Source organism: Pseudonocardia sp. T1-2H, from assembly GCF_038039215.1.
In the GTDB taxonomy this organism is placed as follows: domain Bacteria; phylum Actinomycetota; class Actinomycetes; order Mycobacteriales; family Pseudonocardiaceae; genus Pseudonocardia.
Map to the genome: position 1 here is coordinate 1,733,709 of NZ_JBBPCL010000001.1, position 24,871 is coordinate 1,758,579.

Sequence of the window (24,871 nt, forward strand, 5' to 3'; positions counted from 1 at the left end):
CCAGGGTGTGGTCCCGCGCGAGGCTTCACGACAGCCCAAAGGACCCTGCCGATGGTGACCATCGGCCTTCGTCGTCATCGAGTCCGGACGAATCGGCGAACGACGGCGTCACTCATGCGGCCGGCACCCCTCGCCCCGCTTCCCATCGTCGCAGGCGAGCGCTGCGGCATAGACCGACCAGCACAGCATCGACGCCAACACCACCCGGCCACGACCACGAGCTCAGTCATCAGCATCCCTACCTCCTGGCCGCGACCACCATGGGTCGCCCGCGCCTGCCAATGCTGCGCACGCCGGTCACGGTCGATGCGGGACGGCACTCTCGGGCCGCACGTGGTCTGGTTCGTGAGTCGGCTCGATGACATTCCGGCAGCGTGGCCCGGCCCCCGTCGGCGCGCCGGACGCGACGCTGCCGCTATGCCGGTCCGTTCGGGCCGGTGCTAGCGAGGCGGTGGCCGGGATGAGCGAGCGGGGCCTGCCTGTGCTGGCGGTCGCGCACCGGGACTCGACGGCTGCGATCGGAGAGGCTGACCCCGGCGAGACCGATCTGGAGCTGCTGGGGCTGGTCGGCCTGGAGGGCCAGCCACGCCCCGACGTGGCCGAGGCGATCGCCGACTGCCGAACCGCGGGGATCCGCCTGGCGATGGTGTCCGGCGACCACCCCGGCACGGCCGCGGCTCCGGCACACTCGAGTCTCCCGGATCAAGGAGGTCGATCACCCCTCGGGTGGACGAACCACCTCGAAATGCGGGAATCGACCAGGTCGACGACAAGATCGCCGGATGGCTCGAGCAGGCCCATACCGCCGCGTCCCGCGGCGCGTGAAGGCTTGGCGGGACTGCCGAGCCGGATCGCATCAGGGCCGACGGGCCCGGGCCGCGGGCCTTCCGCCTCTGCCGAGGAGCCCAGGGATCGCGCGACCCTGACCCCGTCCAACGAGGAGGACCAATGGCAGTCGACGCGAGGTCACCGAGGCAAGACCTGCCGTTCGTCGCGGGGCAGGACCCGTCGGGTGCGCAGGCCGGCCGCGGCCGGACAAGGACCCTGCTGACCGGTGTGGGGACCGGCACTCTGTCCGGCGCGCTGGTCGGGCTCGGGGTGGGCATACAGACCGGGGACCCCACGGGTCTGGTGCTCGCCGCCGCCATCGGCGCGGCGGTCGGCGCCGTGACCGGAACCGCCGTCGCCACGGCCGCGCGGGCCGCGACTCTTCGCGGAGCCCGCCGGTCCGAAGACATGTCTGTCGGGCCTGACGGCTTTAGCGGCGGGCCGGACCTGCGCAACGGGGAGCCGAGCCGAACCGCCGCGGCCGAGGCACCCTCGGACGGCACGTCGCGCTCCTCGGCCCGGCACACCGAGCCGGTCGTCCTGGCCCCCATCGGGTCGGATCCCGCATCGGACTCCGACGGAGGAGCGGCGGGATGAGGGGCAGGGCGGGCACGATCGTCATCGGGGTCGACGGATCCCCCGGCTCGGAGGGCGCCGTGCGGTGGGCGGTCGAGCAGGCCCGGCGCACCCGCGCCCCCGTGCGCGCGGTGATGGCCTGGCAGATCCCGACCACCTACGGGTGGGCGCCCGTCATCACGGTGGACTGGGCGGGCGACGCCCGGACCGCGTTGAACTCGGCCGTCGACAGCGCGCTGAAGGAAACGGGCTACCTGGACGTCGACCGGGAGGCGACCGAGGGGCACCCCGCCGCGGTCCTCCTCGCCGCGGCGCGCGACGCAGACCTGCTGGTGGTCGGCTGCCGCGGGCACGGCGGGTTCACCGGCATGCTGCTTGGCTCGGTGAGCCAGCACGTCGTCGCCCACGCCCGATGCCCCGTCGTTGTCACCCACGACGCCGCCTGAGACCGCGGAGGAGATCGACATGACGACATCGAACGACGTCGCCGGGAGCAGCGTGGTCGTCGGAGCCGACGGCTCGCCGGGCGCGCTCGCCGCGGTGCGGTGGGCGGCACGGGAAGCTCGGCGCCGCAAGGCGAAGCTGCGGCTGGTCGCGGTGGTCGACTGGGCAGCCGACCCCGCTCGGACCGCGGCCGCCGCGGACGTGCTGCAGCGGTACCGCGAACACCTGCACTGCACCGCCCGCGCGCAGCTGCGGGAGGCGACCGACATGGTCCGCTCCCTCGGACCGCTACCGACCGTGCAATGCGTCGTCCGCGACGGCGCCGCCGCGGACGTGCTCGGAACCGAATCGGACGAGGCCGAGCTCCTGCTGGTGGGGCTGCCCCGGTCGGGCGAGGCCGGGCCCCTGGTCGCCGCGCTCGTCGGCCGGGCCTCCTGCCCGGTCGTGGTCGTCGGCCCGGCGCCGGCGCAGCAAACCGCGCCGACGTCACCGGTCGTCGTCGGCGTGGACGGTTCGGCGGCGAACGCGGCGGCGTTGGCGCAGGCGTTCGAGGAGGCGAGGTCCCACGGGGTTCCGCTCGTGGCGGCGCACGCCTGGACCGACGCCACCATGCGGCAGAGCAGCCCGACGCTGAGCTTCGAGGCCGTGCTCGCCGATGCGCGCGAGCTGCTGGAGTCCCGGCTCGCGCCATGGACCGCCACCTATCCGGACGTGCACGTGCGGCGCCTCGTCGCCCGGGACAGCGCCGCCACCGTTCTCGCGGAGCGGTCGACGAACGCGTTGCTCGTCGTGCTGGGGTCCGACGGCTGGCGTGCCCCGGACGGCTATCCGATCGGTGAGGTCGGGCGTGCGCTGCTGAGCAGGGCCCGGTGCCCCGTGATGCTGGTGCGCGACGGTCTCGCGCTCGACCGCCCCCGGCGCTCGGATGCCGGCCTCCGCTCGACTCCGGAATCGGGCCGGTCGGCGCCGCCAGCGGTCACTGCCTAGCGGAGGCGGCGCGCACGCACGCCCGCGATCCCGTCGTGGGCCACCGCCCGGAGGAAGGAACATCCACAATGCCCGGAACGGGATCCGTGGTGGCCGGCGTGAACGGTAGTGCCGCGGCGCTGACTGCCACCCGCTTCGCGGCGTGCGAGGCGCGCGCCCGGGCGGCGCCCCTGGTCCTGATGCACGCGACGTCGTCAGGAGAGACGGATCGGCAGCGCGACACCGTCCTCGAGCGGGCGGCGGCCGCCGCCGCGGCAGCCGCGCCGGGAGTGGAAATCGTCCGACGGACGTCGGCCTGGAGCCCGCTGGCGGCGCTGCTGGCGGCGAGCCGCGACGCCGCGATGCTCGTCGTGGGATTGGGCGGCCGGGACGACCCGCCGGAGGCCGCCGACGAATCCGTCGCCCTCGACGTCCTCGGGCGGGCGGGGTGCCCGGTCGCGGTCGTTCGTGCCCCGCACCTGCGCCGGCGAAACGTCGTCGTCGCCGCGCTGACGGACACCGAGCGCGACGCCCGGGTGCTCGCGGAGGCGACCATGCTGGCCGCACGCCGAGGGGTGCCGCTCATCATCGACCATGTCGACGGCGAGGGCACCGACCTCGTGCTCGACCGTGCGACCGGCGCGATCGCGCTCGTCCTCGGCCGACAAGACGGACCTGCCCGTTACGACGAGCCGGCCAGGATCGCCGTGCACCGAGGCCCGTGCCCGGTGGTCGTGGTCCGCACCGCCGAGCGGACCTCCGAGAGCCCTCACGGGACCGCTCCGGGCCGACCCGCCGCGGCCGACGGCGTGGGAGGCCCGGGATGAGACCTCGGCGAACCCCAGGACCCGCCACGCTGCCTGCGCGGCCGCACCCGCAGCCACCGGACGTCGATCCCGCGCTTCGGACCCGGCCCGGCGCGGCACCGGACGTGGTCCGCGGGGAAGCACCCGTCCACGACGCCGTCGGCCCGGCGGACCTGGTCATGCTCGCCATGGACGACGCCGCCGCGGTACCCGAGCACCTCGGAGCACTGCTGATCCTCCGCCCCGGACCGGGTTTCGACCTGGGCGCCGCGGAACGCCTCGTCGCCGAGCGGGCGCGCTCCGTCGCGCGGCTGCGGCAGCGCATCGGGCCGGGCCGCGGACGTCCTGAGTGGGTCGAGGACGCCGCGTTCGACCCGCCCCGGCACCTGCACCACACCCGTAGCGGGGCGCCGGGTGACGAGCGCGAGCTCCTGGACATCGCCGCCGGCGCCGTCCTCGAACCGCTTCCCAGGGACCGGCCGCTGTGGCGCGCGGTGTTCGTGGAGGCCGGTGCCGGTGTCGTCGGGGTCGTGCTGGTGGTTCATCACGGCCTGGCCGACGGGATCGGCGGGCTGGCCGTCCTCGAGCGGCTGCTCGACGACACCCGGCCCCCGTCCCCGGGCACCGAGGGCACTGTCGCCCCTGAGGCGCGCGCGGGTACTGCCCGGTCCCCGAGAGGCAGGCGGTCGCGGGTCACCGCAGCCCTGCGTGCCCTGCGCCTGTCGGTCGCCGCGAGCGGCGGGCTCCACGCCGAGCGTGCCGCGGCGTGCTCGTTGCTGGCGCCGACCGGGTCACGACGCCGGTTCGCCACGGTCGAGGCCGACCTCGTGTCGGTCCGCGAGGCCGCGCACCGTGCCGGCGGCAGCGTGAACGACGCCCTCCTCGCCGTCACCTCGGCGGCTCTCGGCGATCTGCTCGCACATCGGGGCGAGTCGGTGGACACCTTCCGGATCGCCGTGCCGGTCGCGGGCCGCCGATCCGCCTCACCAGCCGGTGCGGGCAACGCCGTCGCACCCCTGGTGGTCGGGATCCCGGCTCGAACCGATCCCGCGGAGACCGTGCGGACCCTCGCCCCGGTACTCGCCACGGCCCGCCGCCGCACCACGGCGCCGGCGCCGATCGTCCTGCTCTGGCCGCTGTTCCGGCTCCTCGCCGCCACGGGCCTCTACCACTGGTACATGACACGCCAGCACCGGATACACACGCTGGTCAGCAACGTGCGAGGGCCCGACCGGGTGCTGCACCTGGCCGGAGCGCCGGTCGCGCGCATCGTGCCCTTGTCCGTCGGGGAGGCGGGTAACACCACGGTGAACTTCGTGGCGTTGTCCTACGCCGGGACGCTCACCGTCAGCATCGTCGCCGACCCGGACCAGGTCCCCGACCTCGCCGTGCTCACCGACGCCCTCCGGGCCCGTCTCGCCGCTCTCGTCACCTCACCCTTCTTGAGCCAAGCCCGCCGTGCACGGGGAACTCTCCGAGCAGGCCCACGACCGGGTCCCGGTCCAGGTCGTCGTGGCTGAGGACGTCCCCCTGGTCGCAAGCGGCGGCAGCGCCGAGGAGATACACACGCGCAGGTCCGGTGGACCGGGAGCGACGGGGCTGAGCGGACCGGGCTCGCTCCGGTCAAGGGCCCGAAGCGAGCCGGCGCGGTGGCCGTGGCCTGGACGACCCGGGACGGGCAGCTTGTGCACCCGCCCATGGCACCCGCAGAAGTCGCAGCGGCCGCGATCCTCGGTTCGGTGCACGCCGGAATTGTGGGGGCCATGGTCGGCGCCGGCGTGGCGCACCTCGCCCGGCAGTGGACTTCTGCGGTACACGCCGCGGAGTGGGAGCGCGAGTGGGCACGGGTCGGACCGCAATGGACCGACCGCGCCGGGAACTCCCGCGTGAGGGCTCAGGCGGCGGGCTGGGAGTTCAGCAGCCGCCCGGCCGGTGCGTTCGTGCTGCGCGGCGACGACGTCCGCTGGCAGCCCGCGGTCGCCGCCGACCGCCTCGCGATCGCGGCCGCGACCGTCGCCGTGGCGGCCCTGCTGACCGCCAGGGCGGTCGTACGCGCCCGGACCACCCTGCCGCTCACTGAACCGACCCGTCGGCGCCGAGGCGATCACCACCGCGTCGATCATCCACTGTCCCCGTGATGCGATGGCGCTACCGCATCTCGGTCGCCGCGAGCGACACGCTGCGGCTCCGGCCCGCCCGGCACCTCGGGCCCATCGGCCCGATGACGAGGGCAGGTCGACCCTCCTCGGGCACAGCTGTGTGGGGGACGATCGACCGCTACCCGGTGAGGGTGAGGAGCTGACATGCACGAGGCGAAGCAGTGGAACGTATCGCTGGACATCGACGAGCACGACGGGCGCACCAGGGCCGTGGCGCGGCTGCACACCCGCGACTCGGACTCGCTCGTCGGGGTCGGCTCGGCCCGACTGAACCCAGCAGATGCCGACATACCCGAGATCGGTGACGAGCTCGCCGTGGCACGGGCGCTTGCGGAGCTGCACCACAAGCTGCTCGACTGCGTGGCCGACGACCTGGAGCACGCCGGCGAGACCGCTCCACAGTCGCCATGAGCAGTCCGCAGCCCCGGGCACGGTGACGAGTCGGACGGCGGCCGGCCCGATGCGGCGCCGATCTCGCCGCGCGATTGGACGCCCACGTTCACGTCCTGCACGCGATCGACCTGGCCGACTACCCGATCGACCCCGACGCCGCCGATTTCGAGGAACAGCTCGAGTGCACGCTCGATCTTCGACGTACCCGCGTTGCCGTCGCTCTGGCCGGGGCACCACGCGGACACACGGTCCACATGCCGCACGGCGACCCGATCGGCCTCGTCATCTCGCTGGCCGACCAGCACGACGCGTTGATGGTCGTCACCGGGACGCGCGGCGAGGGCGTCGCGGCCGGCCTCGGGCGACTGGCGAGACCATCGGTGTCGCACGGGCTGATCGCTCGCGCACACCGTCCGGTGCTCGTCGTGTCGGCCGACCTTACGGAGGATGAGATGAAGGTTCGCGACGTCACGAGCATGTCGGTGGCCACTTTGCAGCCGGGCACGCCGGCCCAGGTGGCTGCCGCCACCGCCCGCCCCGGGGACGACCTGGTCGATCTCGGCGCGCTCGCGATCCACGACCGTGGATGACGGGCAGGACCGCGCCGGCGCGAGGGAGATCGTGGTCGGCGTGGACGGGTCGCCGTCCTCCCGATGCGCCCTGCAGTGGGCGGCGCGCCAGGCGCGCCTCACCGGAGCCAGGGTGCGGGCAATCATCGCTTGGTCGATCCCGGTGTCCTATGGCCCGGTGCCGGTGCCGATCCCGCAGATCTGGGTCGACTGGGAGCACATCGCCCGGACGACGATCCAGGAGGCGATCAGACAGGCGCTCGACGCGGACGCGGCGGCGACCGTGGTGACCGAGGTGATCGAGGGCGGCGCGGCGAGCGTCCTGCTCGTCGCCGCGAAGGACGCCGAGCTCCTCGTCGTGGGTAGCCGCGGTCACGGCGGGTTCGCCGGGCTCCTGCTCGGCTCGACCGCGCAGCACGTGACGACCCACGCCCGGTGCCCCGTGCTGGTCGTGCACGGTCCTCGGTGATCGCCGGCTCGGCAGGGCACTTGCGCACGGTTTCCTGCACTTCCTCGGGCGGGGCCGTCCTCGGCCCGGCGTTCCGGGTGCTGCCGGTCATCGCCTCCGGTGGCGTGGGTGGGCAGCCAGGCCACGGCCAGGGCGTTGCACGGTAGCGAGCAGAGGCCGGGGCCGGTGTCCCCGACACCGGCCCCGGCAGGATCCACTCGTCTGCTCCCCAGCGACGGGTGGTGGCTTCCTCGCGGTCCTTCCGGCGCCGCGGACTCCTCGAGAGTGGACGACGCCCGCCGCTCACGGCAGGGCCGGAAGTCCCGCCTTTCATCCCCGCAGGTCGCACCCCGCGAGCAGGCCGCTTGCGACAGGCCAGGCCGGCCCGTCACCCGCGGAGACGCGGTTCCCCGGAGTGCTGGCGGCCGCGGATGACTTCGGCCACCTCGACCACCACTGCCGGCACGGCGGCGACCCCGACCGAGACCGCGAGCTCGGAGGCACCGAGAGGCGTCGTCCCGAGCAGGTCGGAGAGCCCGGGCAGGTAGAGCGCGCTCAGCGTGGCGACCAGGCTGGCGGCGACGGCGAGGAACAGGAACGGGTTCGTGGCGGGGGACAGGCGCCAGAACGGGGTGCGGTCCGAGCGCGTGGTCAGGGCCACGCCCAGCTGGGCAAGCGCAAGGGTCGTGAAGAGCATCGTCTGCCAGTTCCAACCGGCGAACGAGGCCGCCACCGCGACGCCCAGACAGCAGGTGGTGATGGTCGCGGCGAGGACGACGATCTCGAGGGTGGTACGCCGGGTCAGGATGCCCTCACGCGGAGGCCGGGGAGGGCGGCGCAGGATGTCGGGCTCGGCAGCCTCCGAGCCGATGGCGACGCCGGGCAGGCCGTGGGTGACGAGGTTGACCCACAGGATCTGCGCCGGCAGCAGCGGCAGGGGCATGCCGAGGAACGGGCCCAGGAACATGACCAGCAGCTCGGCGAGCCCACCGGAGAGCCCGTAGCGGACGAAGCGCCGAACGTTGTCGGCCACCCGGCGGCCCTCGGCGACAGCGGCGACGATGGTGCCGAGGCTGTCGTCGGTGAGCACGACGTCCGCGGCCTCCTTGGCCACCTCCGTGCCGCGGCGGCCCATGGCCACACCCACATCGGCGGCACGCAGCGCCGGGGCGTCATTCACCCCGTCCCCGGTCATCGCCACGATGTGCCCGGCGTCCCGCCAGGCGGCCACGATGTCGAGCTTGCCGGCAGGGTCGGTGCGTGCGTACACGGCGCGCAGCGATGAGCCGGGGTCGACGGGGAGGTCGTCGGGTTCGAGCACCCCGGTCTCCCGGGCGATGGCGTTCGCGGTCCCCGGATGGTCACCGGTGATCATAACGGTCCGGATGCCCGCCCCGCGGGCCGCGCGGACGGCCTCCCGGGCATCCGGGCGGACGGGATCGGCCAGCGCCACGAGACCGCGCAGCCGCAGGCGACCGGGCGGACCGGCGGCGACGGCCAGTACGCGCCGACCCCCCTCCGTCCACCGGGCGACGACGTCGGCGGCCTCTGCGTGCCCGTCGAGCAGCAGCTCGGGCGCGCCCTTCACGATCTCCAGCTCGCCGTCCGGCCCGGCGTGCACCGTGCGCATGCACCGCCGGACGGAGTCGAACGGCACCACCGACGTCCGAGGGTTGCGCCGCCGCAGGGCCGTCACGTCGATGCCGCCGGCGGTGGCCGCCCGGACGAGCGCGCCTTCCGTACCGCCGGCGTCGGGTCCGGCGTCGTTGCACAGCGCGGCCGCCTCGAGCAGGGCGCGTTCGGGTCCCTCGGCCGTTCCTGACGGCGCCGGGTGCTCGCCGTCCTCCGGGGTCCAGGTCGCCGCGCATGCGGTGCTGCCCCCGGTCAGCGTCCCGGTCTTGTCGACCGCGAGCACGGTGACCGAGCCGAGCGCCTCGACGGCGGGCAGGGACCGGACGATCGCGCCGCAGGCGGCCATCCGGCGGGTCGCGGCCGCGAGCGCGAGCGCGACCACCGCGGGCAGGGACTCCGGGATGGCGGCGACGGCGAGGCTGACCCCGGCGACGAGCATCAGCTCCCACGGCTCGCCCCGCACGAGGCCCAGGGCCACGACGGCCGCGCAGGCGGCCACGGCGCCGACGGAGATCATCCGGCCGAGCCGGGCGAGCCTGCGCTGCAGCGGCGTCACCGGGGCCGTGTGCTCGTGCAGCAGGGTGGCGATGCCGCCGAGCTCCGTGTCCGTGCCGGTGGCGACGACCACGGCGGTACCGCTGCCGTGCACGACGAGGGTGCCGCCGTGGAGCATCGTCACCCGGTCACCCGGTCCGGCATCCGCCGCACACCGGCGGTCCGCATCACGATCCGACGGCTGTGACTCGCCCGTCAGGAGGGCCTCGTCGACCTGCAGCGCATCGGTGGTCAACAGGCGGGCGTCGGCGGCGACGACGTCGCCCTCGACGACCCGCAGGAGGTCGCCCGGGACTATCCCGGTCGCGGTGATGCGCCGGGCGACGCCCTCCCGCACGACCGTGGCCTCGGGCGTCGTCAGCGCGCGCAGCGCCGCCACGGCGCCGACGGCCCTCCGTTCCTGCAGCACCCCGACGGTGGTGTTCACCGCGATGACGATCAGGATGACCGCGCAGTCGGCGAGGTCTCCGGTCGCGGCGGTGAGCGCCGCGGCCCCGAGCAGCACCAGGATCATGGTCTCCCGCAGCTGGGCCAGCACCGAGGTGAGCAGCCGTCGGGGCGGTTCGTGGGGCAGGTCGTTCGGTCCTGCCGTGTGCAGACGTGCGGTGGCCTCGGCGGTGGTGAGGCCCACCAGGCGGTCGGTGCCCAGCGTCCGCGCCACCTCGGCGCCGGACGTCGACCAGGGACGGTCCAGCCGCTGACTGATCGAGGGCGTGAACGGTGTGGGCACGGTAGTCCTCCTGGGGTCGGCCCCAGCCTCCGTTGCGACGACGGTCGACGTCCCGGGTCGCATGCCCCTTCCGCACGGTCCGGAGGTCCCGTATCTCCGACGCCGGGACCAGCGGCCCTACCGCGAGGGGCGTCCGGCCGTCGTGGCCGGCGGGACAGAAGCGAGAGCGTTCGGCCGAGGCCAGCGCGCTGCCGGCCCCGACCGATCGAGGACGGAGGACCCGGTGGACGAGGTACCGATCATCGTGGTGGGCATGGACGGCTCACCCGGCTCCAGGACGGCGCTCGAGTACGCCCTCGCCGACGCGGGCCGTCGCGGCGCGCGGATCCGGGCCGTCATGGCCTTCGACCCGCCCGCCTACTGGGCCGAGACCTACGGGCTCTCGGCCCCGCCGAGCCTGCAGGAGGTCTCGACGAGGGTGGAGACCGGGCTACGGTCCACGGTGGCCGAGGTGCGGGCTGGGGTCACGGGAGCCGCCGCCGACGTTCCGGTCGAGGTCCTCGCGCTGCCGGGTGCGGCGGCGAAGGTGCTCGTCGAGCAGGCGCGGGATGCCGACGACCTGGTCGTGGGGCACCGGGGGCGCGGCGGGATCGCCTCCGCGGTGCTCGGCTCGGTGAGCCTGCAGTGCGTGCTGCACGCCCCCCGCCGGGTCACCGTCGTCCGACCGGACCGCACCCACACCGCCGCGGGGGCGGCGTGATGAGCGCTGGAGTGCTGCGCCGCACGCTCGCCCGTGACGATGTCGACGGCTGTGGCCGACGCCGTCCTCGCCCCGTGGTACTGAGGGGAACGCAATGTTGGTGAGAAACCCCCGCGGCCGGGTAGCGGCGCGCCTCGCCGTCGCCGCGGCCCTCGCGGCGGCGGCGCGCGATCGCGACGCTCCTCGGACACGGATCGGGCACCCCACGCGCCGTCACGACCACCCGGGGGGAGACCAGCCTGCTCCAAGGCAGCGGCCTCGACGCCTACGACACGGTGTTCATCGCGACCGGCAACCTGGCGGTCGCGGTCGTGGTGCTGCTCGCCTTACCAGGTCCTACTGGACGCCCTGCGGGCCGCTGGATGGGGATCGCACCGTGGCGCGCTGCTGTCGGCGGGGTTGCTCGGATACCTGCTCTACGTCGCGGTGACCGACACCCTCGGCACCGCGTTGCCGCCGTCACTCGTTCGCCCGCGGGCGAACGAGTGGTCACCCTTGCGGCGGGTGCTGTGGGGCCGCACGGGCCGCCCACGCTCGGATCAGGTCCGTCGCGGTGAGGATGCCCAGCAGTTGCTCGTCGCGGACCACGAGCACGGCGTCCCGGTTCGCCGTCCGCATCCGGCGGGCGGCCTCGGAGAGGCGGGCGTCTTCGGTGATCGTCGGTGCCGGGCGGGCCACGTCTCCGACGCTCAGGTGGGCCAGGCCGAGCGGTCCGTGCTGCGCGGCGATGCCCTGCAGCAGATCGACCTCGGAGACCAGCGTTCCGTACTGGCCGTCCTCGACCACCGGTAGGTGCCGAACGCCACCGGCGATCATCAGCCGGAGGGCGGTGGTGAGTGGTGCCGTCGGCACGATCCCGACAAGGCGCGAGGACATGACCGTCCGGATCAGTGGGTCGTCGTCGAGGGCCTCGGGGGGCGCCGCGAGGCGTTGCGGGTCGTTCGTGGTCATGGCGTGCTCCTGTGGTCGGGTGCGCGTACAGCGTCCTGCGCGGGGCGGCACCCGCCCAGGGGCCGAGGACCCTGCGAGAACCGCCGTTGGGCCGTGGAGCTGCGGCACCCAGGGGTGCGGACAGCGGCGCCGAAGGGGACCTCGGGCCCTCGTCGGGGGCTGGCCGGGTCCGCAGACTCGACGCCATGACGAGCCCTTCCGCAGTCCGGCCATCGGGCCGGCCAGGCCTGGCCCTCCGGATCGAACCGGTGATCGAGGCGGCGCGTGGCGCGCCCAACCCGACGGGCCCGGTTCGCTGGTTCATCCGGGCCATCGAGGACGGCATCGAGCTCAGGACCGTCATCCGCCGGTGGTCGGTCGCCGACGAGCTCACGCCGCGGACGGGACGGGTCGCCGGAGGGGCCGCGCTGCGCAACGCCCGGCTGGCGGTGGCGGTGCAGGGCAGGCGCCCTCTGCTCACCTTTCCGCCCGAAGCCGGCCTCCTGGCCGTACTGCGGGCCGGGGCGTCGGCTGCGCCGCAGGGGGAGGAGCGGTTGCTGTACGCCGTCCTGTCGGCGGGCGCGCGGGAGACGGCCGGCACCTCACCGGCGGCCCACGACGTCGCGGTGCGCACCCTGCTCCGCCGGGCCGCGGAGGCGGAGGCGTGCTGGCTCCGCGAGCTGCCCGAACGGCCCGCTGGTCTGGCGCGCGACTCGACGTGGCCGGCCGCGGCTGTGGGGCCGGTCTCCCGGACGGGAGCACTCGTCGTCCTGCTGGGCGCCGAAGGTCCTGGGCCCGTGGCGGACCTGCGTCTCGGCCAGGCGCTCCAGTCCGTGCGGCTGACCTCGATGGCCCTGGGCCTGCGCCCCGAGGTACTGGCCGCTCCGGTGCCGGTCGGCGTGCTGCCCCACAGCCTGCAGCCTCGGCTGCCGTCGGGGGGATCGCTGGCGGTCCTCGAGTTGTCGCCGGGCTGAGGGCGCACGACGAGGAGCGGACCGGCTTCGTGCCGGCCCGCTCCTCGTCATTTCAGCGTTCTCGTCAGACCGCCACCGGCTGCTCGCTGCCCGCCATCCGCTCCACCAGCAGATCCACCGCTTCCCGAGGTGTCTCGGCCTCGACGCGTAGCGGCACGCCGGTGCCGAGGATGACCCGTGCGATCACCGGGCGCACGCGCCTGGGGTCGTGGTCCCGGATGATCCGGATGTGCACGGGGACCGTCGGGCGCCCCTGAGCGGTGAGTAGACGGGTCAGGGCGACGCGTGCGTAGTGCGCGACGCCGGGATCGATGTCGGTACCGAGCTGGACGACCGGGCCGGTCGAGTCGATTCTGTTCATTCCCGCACGGTGGCAGCGTCCTCGCCGCCGGGGCAGGGGCGGACGACCCGCCCTCGGGTGCTCAACGGTGATTCCCCGGAGCCCGGAGAGGCGACCAGTGGCTCGGGTCGTGCGGACCTTCGGCCCTCCCTCGTGAGGCTGGTGGTGTCGAGCATGGGGCCACCAGCCTTTCGGATGAAGGAGACGACATGAGTGCCGTACACACCGCCGGGCGCGAGGTCCGGGACCACGCGGGCGTCCGGATCGGCGTCGCCACCGATGGCGGAGACGTCTATGACTACTCCGGAGTACGGATCGGAACGGTGACCTCGACCGGCGACGCGTACGACCACGGCGGGGTTCGGATCGGGAAGGTGCACCTCGCACGCTGAGTCGACGCCGGGGGCGGGACCGTCTTCACCGGCCGGCTCCGCCTCCGGGCGTCGTGAGGCAGCGGCCCGGCTCGGCGCTCGTCTCCGGCACGGGGAGGACGAGGACGGGGCAGCTCGCCGCCTGCACGAGTGTCAATCCGCACGCCCGTGCTCCCGGCGAGTGCGGGCCGAGGACCACGAGCTGGGCGCTGTCGGACAGCTCCAGCAGTGCCCATGCCGGATGGCCGCGGACCACGGACTCCCGCACAGGCAGGTCGGGGTGATCCGCGGCCAGCCCGGCAAGGCACTCCGCGAGCAGCCGCTCCGAGGCCTCCCTGCCGGGTTCGCGCTCGCCGCGCCCCAGGCGCCGGAGGACGTCCGGGAGCCGCTCGGGCCACACGTACACCGCGTGCAGCATCGCCCCGCGGCGCTCCGCCAGCTGTGCGGCGGCCTCCACGACGTGCCGGCTCTGCGGTGTCCCGTCGACGGCGACGACGATCGGCCGGTCCCTGTCCGGCACCGGGCGCCCCGGCGCGAACCGCACGACGGCCACAGGACCCGTCGCCGAGCGGGAGAGGGTCGCCGCCGTCGACCCGAGCGCGATCGACGGGCGACCTCCGGACCCGCGGTGTCCGACGACGGTGAGCTGCACGTCCGGGGCGAGCCGGGACAGCACGGGGGTGGGCCGGCCGATGACGGCCCGGGTCTTGATCGCGACGTCCGGCGCGGCGGTCCGGGCGATGGTCACGGCCACGTCGAGCAGGCTGTGCGCCACGAGCGGAGGGCCACCCGGCGCCGTTTGCAGCGCGCAGACGATCAGCAGCGTGCAGCCACGGAGTTGGGCCTCCTCGGCCGCCCAGCGCACAGCGAGGCCGGCTGCTGCCGAACCGTCGGTGCCGACCAGCACGGGACGTCCGGGCGCGGTGGCGGGGTGTGAGGGAATCTGCATGGCGCGACGGTCCCCGAAGGCCGGTCGCCGGGGCAGGTGCCGAGCGGCCCGCCTCCACCTGCCGGAGGGCCTTGACCGTCACGGGTGACGGCAGGGGTCAGCCGGAACGCGGCACCAGCAGCACCGAGCCGGGGGCGTGCGCGACGGCGGCCTGTGCGCCGGCCGGTCTGGCGGGCCGATCGGGCCTTAGGTCCTGCCCAGAGAGGACGGAGAGCCGCAGCGCGGGAGCCCGCCCGGAGGGCAGCGTCCGCAGTGACACAGGGACATCGGGGAGGGCGAGATGAGTACTCACCACACACGGTCGGTCGTTGTCGGGGTGGACGGCTCGGACTCGGCACTGCAGGCGGTGCGGTGGGCGGCATCGGAGGCGGTACGGCGCAATCGCCCGCTGCGGCTGGTCGCGGCCGTTCCGTGGATGACCTACCAGCCCATCGGGATGCCGCCGGGCGGGAAGGAGTACGACCGGCAGCTGATGGTGAAGAGGGCGCACGAATTCCTCGATGCCGCGGCGATCGAGGCCTCGGCGGCCGAGGCGACCGCCGAGGTGGACCGCGAGGTCGCGGGCGGCGAAGCAGTCCCCGCTCTCGCGCGCGAGGCCGAGGACGCGGAGCTCCTCGTCCTGGGGTCGAGGGGGCACGGCGGCTTCGCGGGCCTGCTCCTCGGCTCGGTCGGGGTGTCGATGGCGGCACAGGCCGCATGCCCGGTCGTCATCGTCCGCGAAGGCGGGCCGCACGACGAGCAGGACGCCCCCGTCGTCGTCGGGGTGGACGGCCCGCCCGGCGGTGACGCAGCGCTGGCGTTCGCGTTCGACGAGGCGTCGCGGCTCGGGGCACCGCTCGTCGCGATGCACGCGTGGAGCGACGCCGCGCTCGACCCGTTCCTCGTGCCCTACCTGGACTGGACCGCGATCGAGGCCGACGAGCACCGCACGCTCGCCCAGCGGCTGTCCGGGTGGACGGCGAAGTACCCCGAGGTCGAGGTCCGGCGCCAGGTGATCCGCGACGGCGCCGCCGGCGCGCTCACCCGGCTCTCGGAGGGGGCCTGCCTGGTGGTCGTCGGCTCCCGGGGCCGTGGCGGCGTGACCGGGTTGCTGCTCGGTTCGGTGAGCCAGGCGGTGCTGCACCACGCCGCGTGCCCGGTGGCGGTCGTCCGGGCCGAGCCGAAGGTGGCGGAGTGACCGCCGGAACGGTCACCCGCTGGGCACGCCCGCTCTCCGCTGTCCCTCGCTGCGACGCCGACACGGTCGGGACCAAGCGGCCGACCTCGGCGAGACGGCTGGACCTGCCGGTTCCGGCTGGCTTCGTCCTGACCGTGGCGGCCTACCTCGACTCGATGGACGCCGCCAAGGTCAGGACGGAGCTTGCTCGGTTGCACGCCCTGGCACTTGCTGCCGCCGGCCGGTCCGGGGGCGAACCCGAGCTGGCAGACCTGTGCACCGAGATGCGCGACGTGGTGCGGAAGGCCGGGGCCTCGCCCGAGGTGGTGGAGGAGATCCACGCCGCGTACCGGGACCTGGGCATCGAGGAGCGGCGGCTGCTGCGCGCGTCACAGCGGGACACCCCAGGTGACGGCCACCCGGACCGGCGAGGTCACCACCCACCGAGGCCGGCTCGTCGCGGCCGCCGAGTTGCTGGTGACGCTGGCGGCGCTCTACGGCGGGGTCGGGCTGATCGCGGACAACGCCATCGGGATGGGCGACGACTGGCTGGCGGGTACACCGTTCACGTCGTGGATGTGGCCGGGGATACTGCTGCTCCTGGTGGTGGCCGCCCCGATGGCGGTCGCCGCCGTGCTGGAGCTGGGCGGTTCGAGGTGGGCCATGACGGCGTCGGTCCTGGCCGGGGCGGCCCAGATCGGCTGGATCGGCGCGCAGTTGCTGGTCATGCAGCGCTACCACGTCCTACAGCCGATCATGCTCGGGTTCGGCTTGCTGGTGGTGCTGATGGCGCTGTGGACCCACCGCCGCACACCCCTGGGACCGGAGAGGCTCCCGAGCCCGTAGAAGGTCCTGTGCCGAAAGCGACCACGGGATCCGGCGGCGACGGAATTCGTCGCCGCCGCCCTTCGTGCTCGGGAACCGTGCTCAGCGGGCCGCAGCCACCACGCTTCGCGCGAGGCTGAAGGTGGGCCGGGACCCGGCGGCGGACCACCAACACCGGGCAGCGCGTCGTCCGGAGGAGGCGGTCGACAGGTGAACTCCCGCGCGCAGGGGCACCGACCACCAGCAGCTGCCCACCGGTCGAGAGCGCCGCCAGGAGCAGCGCGGCGTCGTCCCGCACGACCAGTGGACGCAGGTCGACCTGTGGGTGGGCCCGGCGCACAGGCTCGAGGACGCGTTCGAGTTCGGCCTGCACGGGGCGCTCCGCGACGGTCCACCGGGCGAGGTTCTCCGGTCGGACCCGCCCGAGCGTCACCTGCAGGTCCGACCAGGCCCGGACCGCCCACAGGGGCACCCGGCGATCGGCGGCGATCGCGGCCGCCGCCGCCGGCACCGCGACGTCCGTCTCCGGCCCGACACCGACGAAGACAGGCCCGGAGGGGCGCGGGTCGCACGGGACCACGGCGACCGGGCACCCGGCTACCGTGAGGACCGACGCCGCGAGGTCGGCGTCGGGCAACACCAGCAGGGCGGCGCCCCGGGCCAGGGCGAGTAGCTCCCGGACGACCGATGAGCCGATCCGGGCGATCCGAACCGGCGTCACACCGGCGGCCTCCGGCCCCGGGTCGTCGGTGCCCGCGGGGAGCGCGACGACGAGCGGAAGCCCTCGGCGCTCGGCCTCGGCCGCGGCCCAAGCCACCGCGCTCCGGGCCCCGGCCGTCGCGAGCGCGACGACTGCGTTCTCGGTCCAGCCGGCCGCGGCGTCGTGCGCAACGGCAGCCCTCTCTCGGGTCTCATCCACCCCACCACGGTCGGCCCCTGGCGAGCCGCACGGTAGGGCCGTCGGTCCCGGACCGGTCCGGCCGGCGGACCGTTCACCGCGTTCGGGACTGGGACGTCGGCCCGCCGCAACCGGGCCATCCGGCCCTGGGGCCGCGGCTCCCATGCCCGTCCTCTCCTGATGCCGTCATCCTGCTGACAGTGGCCACATCATGAGGTCCGCCCGCACCCCGAGCAAAATTCCTCAAGATTGCCCCGTTAGCCCGGCGAGCGACGATCACGGGGCATCGTGTGTCTCCGGGACCCCGGCAGCTTCACCTGCGACGCGGATGACGCAGATCACCCACGTCAACCCCAAGGTGCCACAGCCGGACTCAGAGCACAGGTCCTTCAGCCCCTCACGCCGGGGGCCGTCCGCCACTGTGCTGGAACCGCTGCCGGCGTTCCAATGGCATCTCGGCAACGACACGGAGGAGCACATGATCGAGAAGCTGGCGGATCTCCCCGACGGGGTGATCGGGCTGCGAGTCGGCGGCCGCCTCACCGCGAAGGACTACGACGACGTCATCGCACCGATGGTCGACGACGCCGTGCGAGAAGGCGGACGGCTGCGCTGCCTGGTCGAGATCGACCAGGACTTCACCGGCCTGACGCCGCCCGCCGTCGTTGACGACGTCCGGCTCGGGTTCCACACCTTCGCAGCGGTCGACGGCGTCGCCGTCGTCGCCGCCTCCGGCTGGGCGGTGACGGCCACTCGATGGGCGGCCTTCTTCGTGCCGTTCCCCATGCGAGTCTTCCGGCCCGAAGACCGCGCAGCGGCCGCGGACTGGCTTGCGGCGCTGCCCGCCGACGCCGGGATCACCGTGACACTCGACGAGTCGACCGGCGTCGTCACAGCGGAGGTGACCGAGGCTCTGCGCGTGGAGGACTTCGAGACGCTCGCAGCCACGGTCGACCCGTGGATGCGCGAGCACGGGCAGCTGCCCGGCCTCGTGCTGCACCTGCGCCGTGTCCCCGGCTGGACGAGCATCGGCAGCCTGGTGCGGCATGTGCGATTCGTCCTCGAACACCAGGGCAAGGTCGGCCGCCTGGCGCTTGTCACCGATGTCCCCGTTGCCGACACGATCGCCGCCGTGGCCGGCCACGTCGTCCACCCCCAGATCCGCGCCTTCGGGTACGAGGACCAGGTCGCTGCGCAGGCATGGGCCGCCGGATCCTAGGAGTACCGGCAACCGAGGCCTTCAGGCGACCGCCGCAGACCCGCTTCAGGAGCGGCCGCTGCCGGACGAGTCAGCGTGCTGTAAGCCTGGATGCACCGTCGAGCCGAGTTGATGATCGGTAAGCCCAGGGCTGGGTTTGGGGCGGTTTCAGAATCGGAACTGGCCGTGATCGTGCTGCCGGTCGGCCGGCTTCTCCGAGGTCTTCCGGGTCGTAGGCGGACTGGGTTCCGCTGTTCAGCTGCGCATCGGGAGGGCGTTGATGCCGGTCAGGGCGGTGAGGAACGCGCTGGCCCAGGGCCAGTTCGCCGGTAGGCGTAGGTGCAGCCGGCGGGCGGTGTGCACCAGCCGGCCCGGGGTGGTGAACAGTCGCCGGCGCAGGGTCGCTGCGGTGGCCCGGGTCATGCCGGCCAGGGCGCCGACGGCGCGGCCGAGGTTATGCGCGATGACCGCGAGCGCCAGCCATGCGGCGTTGGCCATGAACCGTCCCGAGGGCAGGTGCGCCAGCCCGGCGGACTTGAGCTCGGCGATCGACTGCTCGACCACGGCGTGGCGGCGGTGATCCGCCTCGATGTCGAGCAAGTCACCGTCGCGGTCGGTGACCATGGCGTGGTAGTCCCAGTCGGTGAACAACGCCAGTTGCGAGCCCGGGGTCGGGCGCACCCGGCGCACGATCAACCGCACCTCGAGGGCGTCTTTCGTGCTGGCGAAGCAGGTGTAGGTGGTCTCGGCGACATCGGCGCCGGACACCTCCGGGGTGGAGAGCCAGTACGGGATCGGCACCCACGCCGACTCCGGGATCGAGGCGATCGCGGCTCGGATCTTCTTGTCCTGCCGGGCGGTGACCGAGAACCGGACTTTGAAGGTGCGGGCGGTGGTCAACACCGCGCGGGAGTAGAAGTCGCTGTCCGCGCGGACGGTGAGCTGTCCGGTGGCTCCGGCGTGACGCAGCCGGCTGATGGTCTCGGTAAGGAAGCTCTTCGCGCCCCGGGCGGCGCCGGCAGGTCCACCGCGGAGCCGGGAGAAGATCACTTGCCCGGTCTCGGGTAGCGTCGCGAGCTGCGGGTGATAGCCACGGACGTTGGTGTAGCCGAACCCGGCGCCCTGCTTGGCCTGGCCGTAGACCGGGCAGATCGTGGAATCCAGATCGAACATCAACGGACCCGTCGGATCGACCGGCCCGGCACCCGCAGCCCACAGCCGGGCCAGCACCTCGCGGCTCACCGCATCGAACTCACGCACGTTGGACCACTTGAAGGCACGCAGCCACGATCCGACGGTCGAGGGCGCGCGGAGCTGGTCGAACACCTCACTGGTCGCGCCGGCTTGCAGGAGCGCGGTGTCGGCGACCGAGTCGCCGCCCAGCAGCATCGACCCGACCACCGTCAGCGCCTTCGTGCCGCCGCTAGCGCCGTGCCGGGCCAGCCACACGCGTTGCTCAACCAGCTCGGCGAGCCCGATCTTCTGAGCCAGCACGGCCGCAGGCAGCAGCCCCGCGCCCGACACGAGGTTCGGCTCGTCGCAGCTGACCGACACGCGGCTGAGGTTGTGGGAAGCTCGCATCTTCCAGGTGCCTTCCGGGCCGGGGAACGATTGGCGTCGAGAACCACATCGTTCTTGTTCAGAGGGCACTTGGTCTTTCAGACGCCGCATCATCACTACTTCAACAGCGCATCCGGGCTTAGAGATGGTGGGCAGAGCGGCTTCGGTGCTATTTGGTGTGGGGTGCGCGCCATCTCCACGCCGCTCGGCGTCACCGCCACCTCCCACCCAGACTCGCCCTCGGGCGGTGCCTTCGCCGGCCTCGCGCCCTTCGGATCGCACGCGGTCGCGGCAGGCGTGCCGCCGGCGCTCGATCCGTCCGGGTTCGACCGGGCCGCTGCGCAGGCGATGGCACCCGCGGATCGCGGCGTGGCTGGCAGCACCTGCTGTCGCTCGGAGCAGTCGACGTCATGGGTCTACCCGAAGATGCGGTCGAGGTGGTGGTCGACGAGGGCGAGGGCGTCCTCGGGGGTGAAGAGCCCGATCAGGATGGGCCCGACCAGGCCTTGCGTGAGGAAGTACAGCGCCGCCGCTTCGCGGTCGGGGTCGATCCCCTCGGTGGTTTCGCCGGCATCGGCGGCGGCGCGCAGCTCGGCCTGCGACACGGCCAGGATCCGTGCATAGCCCTGGCGGAGCAGGTCGGCGTAGGCCGGGGTGATGGTGGCGGCAGAGAAGAACGCGATGTTTACGCAGGCCTCCTGGCGGCCTGGCTCGTCGACCGGCAGCATGACCCGCAGGACTGCGCGGATGCGTTCGCGGCGGGTGGGCTCGGTCAGTCGGCTGATCGCGATCTGCAGCCGGTCCAGCACCCTGGCCCGCATGTGGGCCAGCGCGAAAAGGAGCATCTCGCTCTTGGAGGCGAAGTAGTGCTGCACGGCGCCCATGGACACGCCGGCCTGCTCGGCCACGTCGCGCAGGCTCACCGCCTCGAAGCCGCGGGTCCCGATCACCGAGAAGACCGCCTCGGCGAGGGCCCGTCGCCGCTGTTCGTGGTCGACCTGTTTCGGCACGCTGACGACGCTCCCCTGACGGTCCACCGATGTTGCCATGCGGGCGTATTGCAACATAGTCGCACCCCAGATACCATGCGACTGCATTGCAAAGGCTGAAGGGAGCCTGCGATGGCACCACAGACCCGGTACGCCCGCAACGGCGACGTCTCCATCGCCTACGAGACCTTCGGAGATCTCGACAGCGGCGAGCCGCTCCTGCTGATCATGGGCCTGGACTTTCAGATGGTCTGGTGGCCCGAGGCCTTCTGCGACCAGCTCGTCGCCGCGGGGTTCGCCGTCGTCCGGTTCGACAACCGCGACACCGGCCTGTCCACCCACTTCGACTCGCCGACCAAGCAGAGCCCGTGGCGTGCGCTGCTGGGCGCGACCAAACCCGCCTACACCAGCTCGGACATGCTCAACGACGCAGCAGCCGTACTGGACGCCGTCGGCTGGACCAGCGCGCACGTCATGGGCGGATCCATGGGAGCCGCGCTCGCCCAGGCCATGGCGCTGCTGCACCCGCACCGGGTCCGATCACTGATCAGCTGCATGGGCCTGCCCGCCACGGCCGGCCCGCTGCGAACGCTGACCTACCTGAGGTTCGGCATCTTCCCCACGCTGATGACGCTCAAGCCGGCCACCACCCGCGACGAAGAGATCCACAACCTGGTGACCATCTACCGCGCCATCGCCTCGCCCGGCTTCCCCTTCCCCGAGGACTGGGCCCGCGAGGTCGCCGGCATCAGCTACGACCGCGGCCCGCGCGACCCCCGCACCACCCAACGCCACCTCGCCGCCGGTCGCGCGGTCAGGCTCCCGCCACTGTCCACCATCACCGCGCCGACCCTGGTGATCTCCGGCGAGGACGATCCGCTGGTCAAGGCCGCGGGCGGGCGGGACACCGCCCGACAGATCCCCGGGTCCACCTTCGTGTCGTATCCGGGCATGGGTCACAACCTCCCGCAGGAACTCTGGCCCGAGCTCATCACGCGTATCCGCACCACCGGCAGCCACGAAATCCCCACCCGCGATGCCGGGGCGACACACTGCAGCTCCTTCCAGTTGGCGTCAGCCAGCGAGGATGAGGACCTGCACGGCCTTGTCCAGGGCGGTGGTCCGTAGCGGGCAGCAGCGGATCTTCCAGCTCTTGAACACAGCGTTGGCCCGCTCACCTGACCCCCGCCGTGCCGGGCCAGCCGCACGCGTTGTTCGACCAGTTCGGCGAGACCGACCTTCTGCGCCAGCACGGCCGCGGGCAACAGCCCCGCGCCCGACACCAGATTCGGCTCGTCGCAGCTGACCGACACGCGGCTGAGGTTGTTGGAAGCTCGCATCTTCCAGGTGCCTTCCGGGCCGGGGAACGATTGGCGTCGAGAACCACATCGTCCCTGCTCAGAGGGCACCTGGCCTTTCAGGCGCGCCGCACCAACCCCACTTCAACGGTGCATCCAGGGTAAGCAGCTGCCGGGTTGAGGCTCGGTCGCCGTCCGGCCGCCGAGCCCGGCCACCATGGGGGCGTCGGCGCGGGTGCCCGCCCGGCTGGGCCCGAAGGCATGCGTCGGCCCGGCCACGACGAGCAGGTCCACGTCCCCGGGGTGAGGGTGGCTCCGCTGCGCCCACGTCAGCGACCCGGACGTCCCCCGGAAGGCGTTCGCGCAGACCGTCGGCGACGGTCCCCGCGACCGCGCGGGTGTCTCCGAACATCGACTCGACGACGACCAGTGCGCAGCGCGCTCACCTCCGCAACAGGAGAAGCAAGGGACCAGTGGGGTCAGGGACGTCGGGCGCCGAGCTGGTCGCCGAGCGAGCGTCGCCGGGTGGCCGGCACGGTGCCGCTGCCGGGAGCCCACCCGACGCGGAGCACCAGCTGCGGGGACAGCGTTCCACCGAGCACCTGCTCGCGGAGCAGGGCCCGCGTGCCCTCGACCTCCAGCGGCTCGCTCAACGGGCTCGTGGCCAGGCCGAGCGTGGCCGCCCGGAGCAGGACCGCGCTCATCGCCTCACCCGCCCGCAGCCGGGAGAGCTGGTGGTCCGAGGACGTGCCGAGAACCATGAGCACCGCGCCGTCGGGGCTGTCCGGGCGGGGCTCGGTGAGCTCGCCGGAGGCGAAGCGGCGCAACGCCACCCCGCCTGCAGACTGGCCCGGGGCGGGCACGTTCGCGGCCGGGACACCGTCGTCCGAGGCAAACATCCCGGTCCAGAGCGCCACCTCGCTGTCGTAGCCGGCCACGCGGGCGTGCTCGACGGCGGCAGCGTGGATCGCCAGCTCCAGCGTGCGGCGGGTCCTCCCGTCGGCGACGGTGCGCAACAGTGCGCCCTGCTCTCCGGCACGAGCGGCCAGGTCGGAGAGGAACTCGGCCGGTACGGGCCAGTCGGAGAACCGGCGGCGGTCCGTGCGGCGCACCCCGATGGCGTTGGCCTCCTCGACGTCGACGCCCGGGTCGGTGAACCCGCCGGTCATCGCGCGCCCCGGACGCAGCGCCACGGCTGCGAGCAGATCCGGCTCCTCGGGGTCGGGCATCCGCTCGACGGTGGCCGCGACGTCCAGCGCCGCCAGCGCCACCCGCAGATGGTGCAGCGCCGCGCCACAGCTGAGCAGAAGGTCACGGCCGTCGGCGTCCGTGACCGGCAGCCAGCGCTGCAGGTCGGCGTAGAGGTGCACGGAGCGCTCGCTCGCCCACCACCGCCAAGGCTGTGAGTTGTGCACGGACGGTGCGCGGGTGGCGAGCGCGAGGGCGGCCCGCACCGTTCCGATGTCGACCCCGGCATTCATGTCTGCTCCCTGATCGGTGGTGTCCCCTTCATCCCGCCACGCGGACGGTCTCGGGCACAGATGCCGCTCGTCGCCGCCGAGGGGGACTTCGGACCCGGGTACACGGGGCCCTGAGCCGGTGGCCGTCATCGCCGTGGCATTGCCACGCTCGAGGCCGACGCCGTCGAAGGAGAGAACGATGAACGCATCGCACACCGGACCGATCGTGGTCGGCGTGGACGACTCGGAATCGGCGAGGGACGCCGTGTACTGGGGCGCTCTGGAGGCGGCCCGCCGGCACATCCCGCTGCGCCTGGTCTCGGCGTTGATGTTGCCGTCACCTCACCACCTGGGCGACCCCGGCATGGGTACCTCCTACCGGACACTGATGACCGAGACCGCGCGGACCGTGCTGAGCACCGCCGTCGAGCTGGCCGGCAGGTCCGCCCCGGGGATCGCCGTCGAGTCCGAGCTGATCACGGGGTTCCCGGAGAACGTGCTGCTCGACGAGTCCCGCCGGTCCTTGCTGGTGGTCGTGGGCAGCCGCGGACTGGGCGGGTTCACCGAGTTGCTCGTCGGCTCGGTCGCGATCACGCTCGCCTCCAGGGGTGCATGCCCGGTCGTCGTGGTCCGGGGCACGTCGATCGCGCGGACGGGCGTGCCGGACCACCGCCCCGTGGTCGTCGGCGTCGACGGCTCGCCGACCAGCGAAGCCGCGGTCGCCTTCGCCTACGACGAGGCGGACCGGCGGGGGGTTCCGCTCGTCGCGGTGCACACCTGGCTCGACGACATGCTCGAGCCGACCCTGGCCCCGCTGATCGACTGGAACGCCATCGAGCAGGACGAGCGCGTGCTGCTCGGCCAGCGGTTGGCCGGCTGGAGCGAGAAGTACCCCGACGTCGAGGTCCGGCGCCTCGTCACCCGTGACCGGCCCGCCCACACCCTCGTCGAGGAGTCGGTCGGCGCCCAGCTCGTCGTGGTCGGGTCGCGCGGGCGCGGCGCGGTACGGGGGCTGCTGCTCGGCTCGGTCGCGCACGCCCTTCTGCACCATGCCCACTGCCCGGTCGCGGTCGCACGGCCCGACACGGAGTCCTGACTCGGGGCGCATCGTCGACAC

Annotated in this window: 23 protein-coding genes and 1 pseudogene; 17 read left to right on the plus strand and 7 right to left on the minus strand. The window is 73.5% G+C overall.

All coding sequences use genetic code 11. The features are described 5' to 3' along the window. Positions 1-948: 948 nt before the first annotated feature. The 9 genes and pseudogenes from WBK50_RS08650 to WBK50_RS08690 all read left to right on the plus strand — a co-directional run bounded on the left by WBK50_RS08650 (position 949) and on the right by WBK50_RS08690 (position 7,210). On the plus strand, positions 949-1,425 hold the full coding sequence (locus WBK50_RS08650) for a hypothetical protein (RefSeq protein WP_341335090.1): 477 nt from the start codon (positions 949-951) through the stop codon (positions 1,423-1,425). After that, complete coding sequence (locus tag WBK50_RS08655) at positions 1,422-1,850, plus strand: universal stress protein (protein WP_341335091.1); 429 nt, start codon at positions 1,422-1,424, stop codon at positions 1,848-1,850. Before WBK50_RS08650 ends, WBK50_RS08655 begins: the two co-directional genes overlap by 4 nt. Positions 1,851-1,869: 19 nt before the next feature. Beyond that, positions 1,870-2,835, plus strand: coding sequence for a universal stress protein (locus tag WBK50_RS08660; RefSeq protein ID WP_341335092.1), 966 nt, complete (start codon positions 1,870-1,872; stop codon positions 2,833-2,835). Between the two features lie 98 nt (positions 2,836-2,933). After that, positions 2,934-3,641, plus strand: a complete 708-nt coding sequence (locus WBK50_RS08665; RefSeq protein WP_341335093.1) for a universal stress protein — start codon at positions 2,934-2,936, stop codon at positions 3,639-3,641. Between the two features lie 104 nt (positions 3,642-3,745). After that, on the plus strand, positions 3,746-5,140 hold the full coding sequence (locus WBK50_RS08670; RefSeq protein WP_341335094.1) for a wax ester/triacylglycerol synthase domain-containing protein: 1,395 nt from the start codon (positions 3,746-3,748) through the stop codon (positions 5,138-5,140). Positions 5,141-5,359: 219 nt separating this feature from the next. Next, complete coding sequence (locus tag WBK50_RS08675; protein WP_341335095.1) at positions 5,360-5,758, plus strand: hypothetical protein; 399 nt, start codon at positions 5,360-5,362, stop codon at positions 5,756-5,758. Between the two features lie 165 nt (positions 5,759-5,923). Further along, positions 5,924-6,190 carry a DUF1876 domain-containing protein gene (locus WBK50_RS08680; protein ID WP_341335096.1) on the plus strand — a complete coding sequence of 89 codons (267 nt, stop codon included), beginning with the start codon at positions 5,924-5,926 and terminating at the stop codon, positions 6,188-6,190. Between the two features lie 65 nt (positions 6,191-6,255). Further along, positions 6,256-6,762: pseudogene (locus tag WBK50_RS08685) on the plus strand (universal stress protein); the annotation flags it as partial. Continuing rightward, positions 6,755-7,210, plus strand: a complete 456-nt coding sequence (locus WBK50_RS08690) for a universal stress protein (RefSeq protein ID WP_341335097.1) — start codon at positions 6,755-6,757, stop codon at positions 7,208-7,210. The pseudogene WBK50_RS08685 and the gene WBK50_RS08690, both read left to right, overlap by 8 nt. 367 nt (positions 7,211-7,577) lie before the next feature. On the opposite strand, the gene WBK50_RS08695 is transcribed toward WBK50_RS08690, so the two are convergent. Continuing rightward, entirely contained in the window at positions 7,578-10,106 is a 2,529-nt protein-coding gene (locus tag WBK50_RS08695) for a cation-translocating P-type ATPase (RefSeq protein WP_341335098.1), read from the minus strand. Between the two features lie 223 nt (positions 10,107-10,329). Between WBK50_RS08695 and WBK50_RS08700 the strand changes: the two genes are divergently transcribed. After that, the gene (locus tag WBK50_RS08700; protein ID WP_341335099.1) at positions 10,330-10,806 is read left to right on the plus strand and encodes a universal stress protein; all 477 of its coding nucleotides are present in this window, start codon (positions 10,330-10,332) and stop codon (positions 10,804-10,806) included. A 489-nt stretch (positions 10,807-11,295) separates the two neighbouring features. Here the strand turns inward: WBK50_RS08700 and WBK50_RS08705 are convergent, their stop codons facing one another. Beyond that, positions 11,296-11,757 carry a CBS domain-containing protein gene (locus tag WBK50_RS08705; RefSeq protein ID WP_341335100.1) on the minus strand — a complete coding sequence of 154 codons (462 nt, stop codon included), beginning with the start codon at positions 11,755-11,757 and terminating at the stop codon, positions 11,296-11,298. 185 nt (positions 11,758-11,942) lie between these two features. On the opposite strand from WBK50_RS08705, the gene WBK50_RS08710 reads away from it, so the two are divergent. Further along, entirely contained in the window at positions 11,943-12,710 is a 768-nt protein-coding gene (locus WBK50_RS08710; protein WP_341335101.1) for a hypothetical protein, read from the plus strand. A gap of 64 nt (positions 12,711-12,774) precedes the next feature. Here the strand turns inward: WBK50_RS08710 and WBK50_RS08715 are convergent, their stop codons facing one another. Further along, positions 12,775-13,071, minus strand: a complete 297-nt coding sequence (locus WBK50_RS08715; RefSeq protein WP_341335102.1) for a hypothetical protein — start codon at positions 13,069-13,071, stop codon at positions 12,775-12,777. A gap of 188 nt (positions 13,072-13,259) precedes the next feature. Between WBK50_RS08715 and WBK50_RS08720 the strand changes: the two genes are divergently transcribed. After that, entirely contained in the window at positions 13,260-13,442 is a 183-nt protein-coding gene (locus WBK50_RS08720) for a hypothetical protein (protein WP_341335103.1), read from the plus strand. A 25-nt stretch (positions 13,443-13,467) separates the two neighbouring features. Here the strand turns inward: WBK50_RS08720 and WBK50_RS08725 are convergent, their stop codons facing one another. After that, entirely contained in the window at positions 13,468-14,370 is a 903-nt protein-coding gene (locus WBK50_RS08725) for a universal stress protein (protein ID WP_341335104.1), read from the minus strand. Positions 14,371-14,650: 280 nt separating this feature from the next. On the opposite strand from WBK50_RS08725, the gene WBK50_RS08730 reads away from it, so the two are divergent. The 3 genes from WBK50_RS08730 to WBK50_RS08740 all read left to right on the plus strand — a co-directional run bounded on the left by WBK50_RS08730 (position 14,651) and on the right by WBK50_RS08740 (position 18,468). Next, positions 14,651-15,547: a universal stress protein gene (locus WBK50_RS08730; protein ID WP_341335105.1), complete on the plus strand. Its 897-nt coding sequence runs from the start codon at positions 14,651-14,653 to the stop codon at positions 15,545-15,547. Between the two features lie 387 nt (positions 15,548-15,934). Then, positions 15,935-16,372 (plus strand): hypothetical protein, encoded by a 438-nt coding sequence (locus WBK50_RS08735; RefSeq protein ID WP_341335106.1) that lies wholly within the window; start codon positions 15,935-15,937, stop codon positions 16,370-16,372. A 1,298-nt stretch (positions 16,373-17,670) separates the two neighbouring features. Next, positions 17,671-18,468, plus strand: a complete 798-nt coding sequence (locus WBK50_RS08740; protein ID WP_341335107.1) for an STAS/SEC14 domain-containing protein — start codon at positions 17,671-17,673, stop codon at positions 18,466-18,468. 234 nt (positions 18,469-18,702) lie between these two features. Here the strand turns inward: WBK50_RS08740 and WBK50_RS08745 are convergent, their stop codons facing one another. Together WBK50_RS08745 and WBK50_RS08750 are read right to left on the minus strand one after the other, a co-directional pair. After that, positions 18,703-20,235 (minus strand): IS1380 family transposase, encoded by a 1,533-nt coding sequence (locus WBK50_RS08745; RefSeq protein WP_341335108.1) that lies wholly within the window; start codon positions 20,233-20,235, stop codon positions 18,703-18,705. A gap of 188 nt (positions 20,236-20,423) precedes the next feature. Further along, the gene (locus tag WBK50_RS08750) at positions 20,424-21,056 is read right to left on the minus strand and encodes a TetR/AcrR family transcriptional regulator (RefSeq protein WP_341335109.1); all 633 of its coding nucleotides are present in this window, start codon (positions 21,054-21,056) and stop codon (positions 20,424-20,426) included. Between the two features lie 72 nt (positions 21,057-21,128). Between WBK50_RS08750 and WBK50_RS08755 the strand changes: the two genes are divergently transcribed. Further along, positions 21,129-22,124, plus strand: coding sequence for an alpha/beta fold hydrolase (locus WBK50_RS08755; RefSeq protein ID WP_341335110.1), 996 nt, complete (start codon positions 21,129-21,131; stop codon positions 22,122-22,124). Between the two features lie 649 nt (positions 22,125-22,773). Here WBK50_RS08755 and WBK50_RS08765 read toward each other — a convergent pair. Continuing rightward, positions 22,774-23,775, minus strand: a complete 1,002-nt coding sequence (locus WBK50_RS08765; protein WP_341335111.1) for an Acg family FMN-binding oxidoreductase — start codon at positions 23,773-23,775, stop codon at positions 22,774-22,776. Between the two features lie 178 nt (positions 23,776-23,953). Between WBK50_RS08765 and WBK50_RS08770 the strand changes: the two genes are divergently transcribed. Further along, a complete protein-coding gene (locus WBK50_RS08770) occupies positions 23,954-24,850 on the plus strand; it encodes a universal stress protein (RefSeq protein WP_341335112.1) in 897 nt (298 codons plus the stop codon). Positions 24,851-24,871 lie beyond the last annotated feature (21 nt).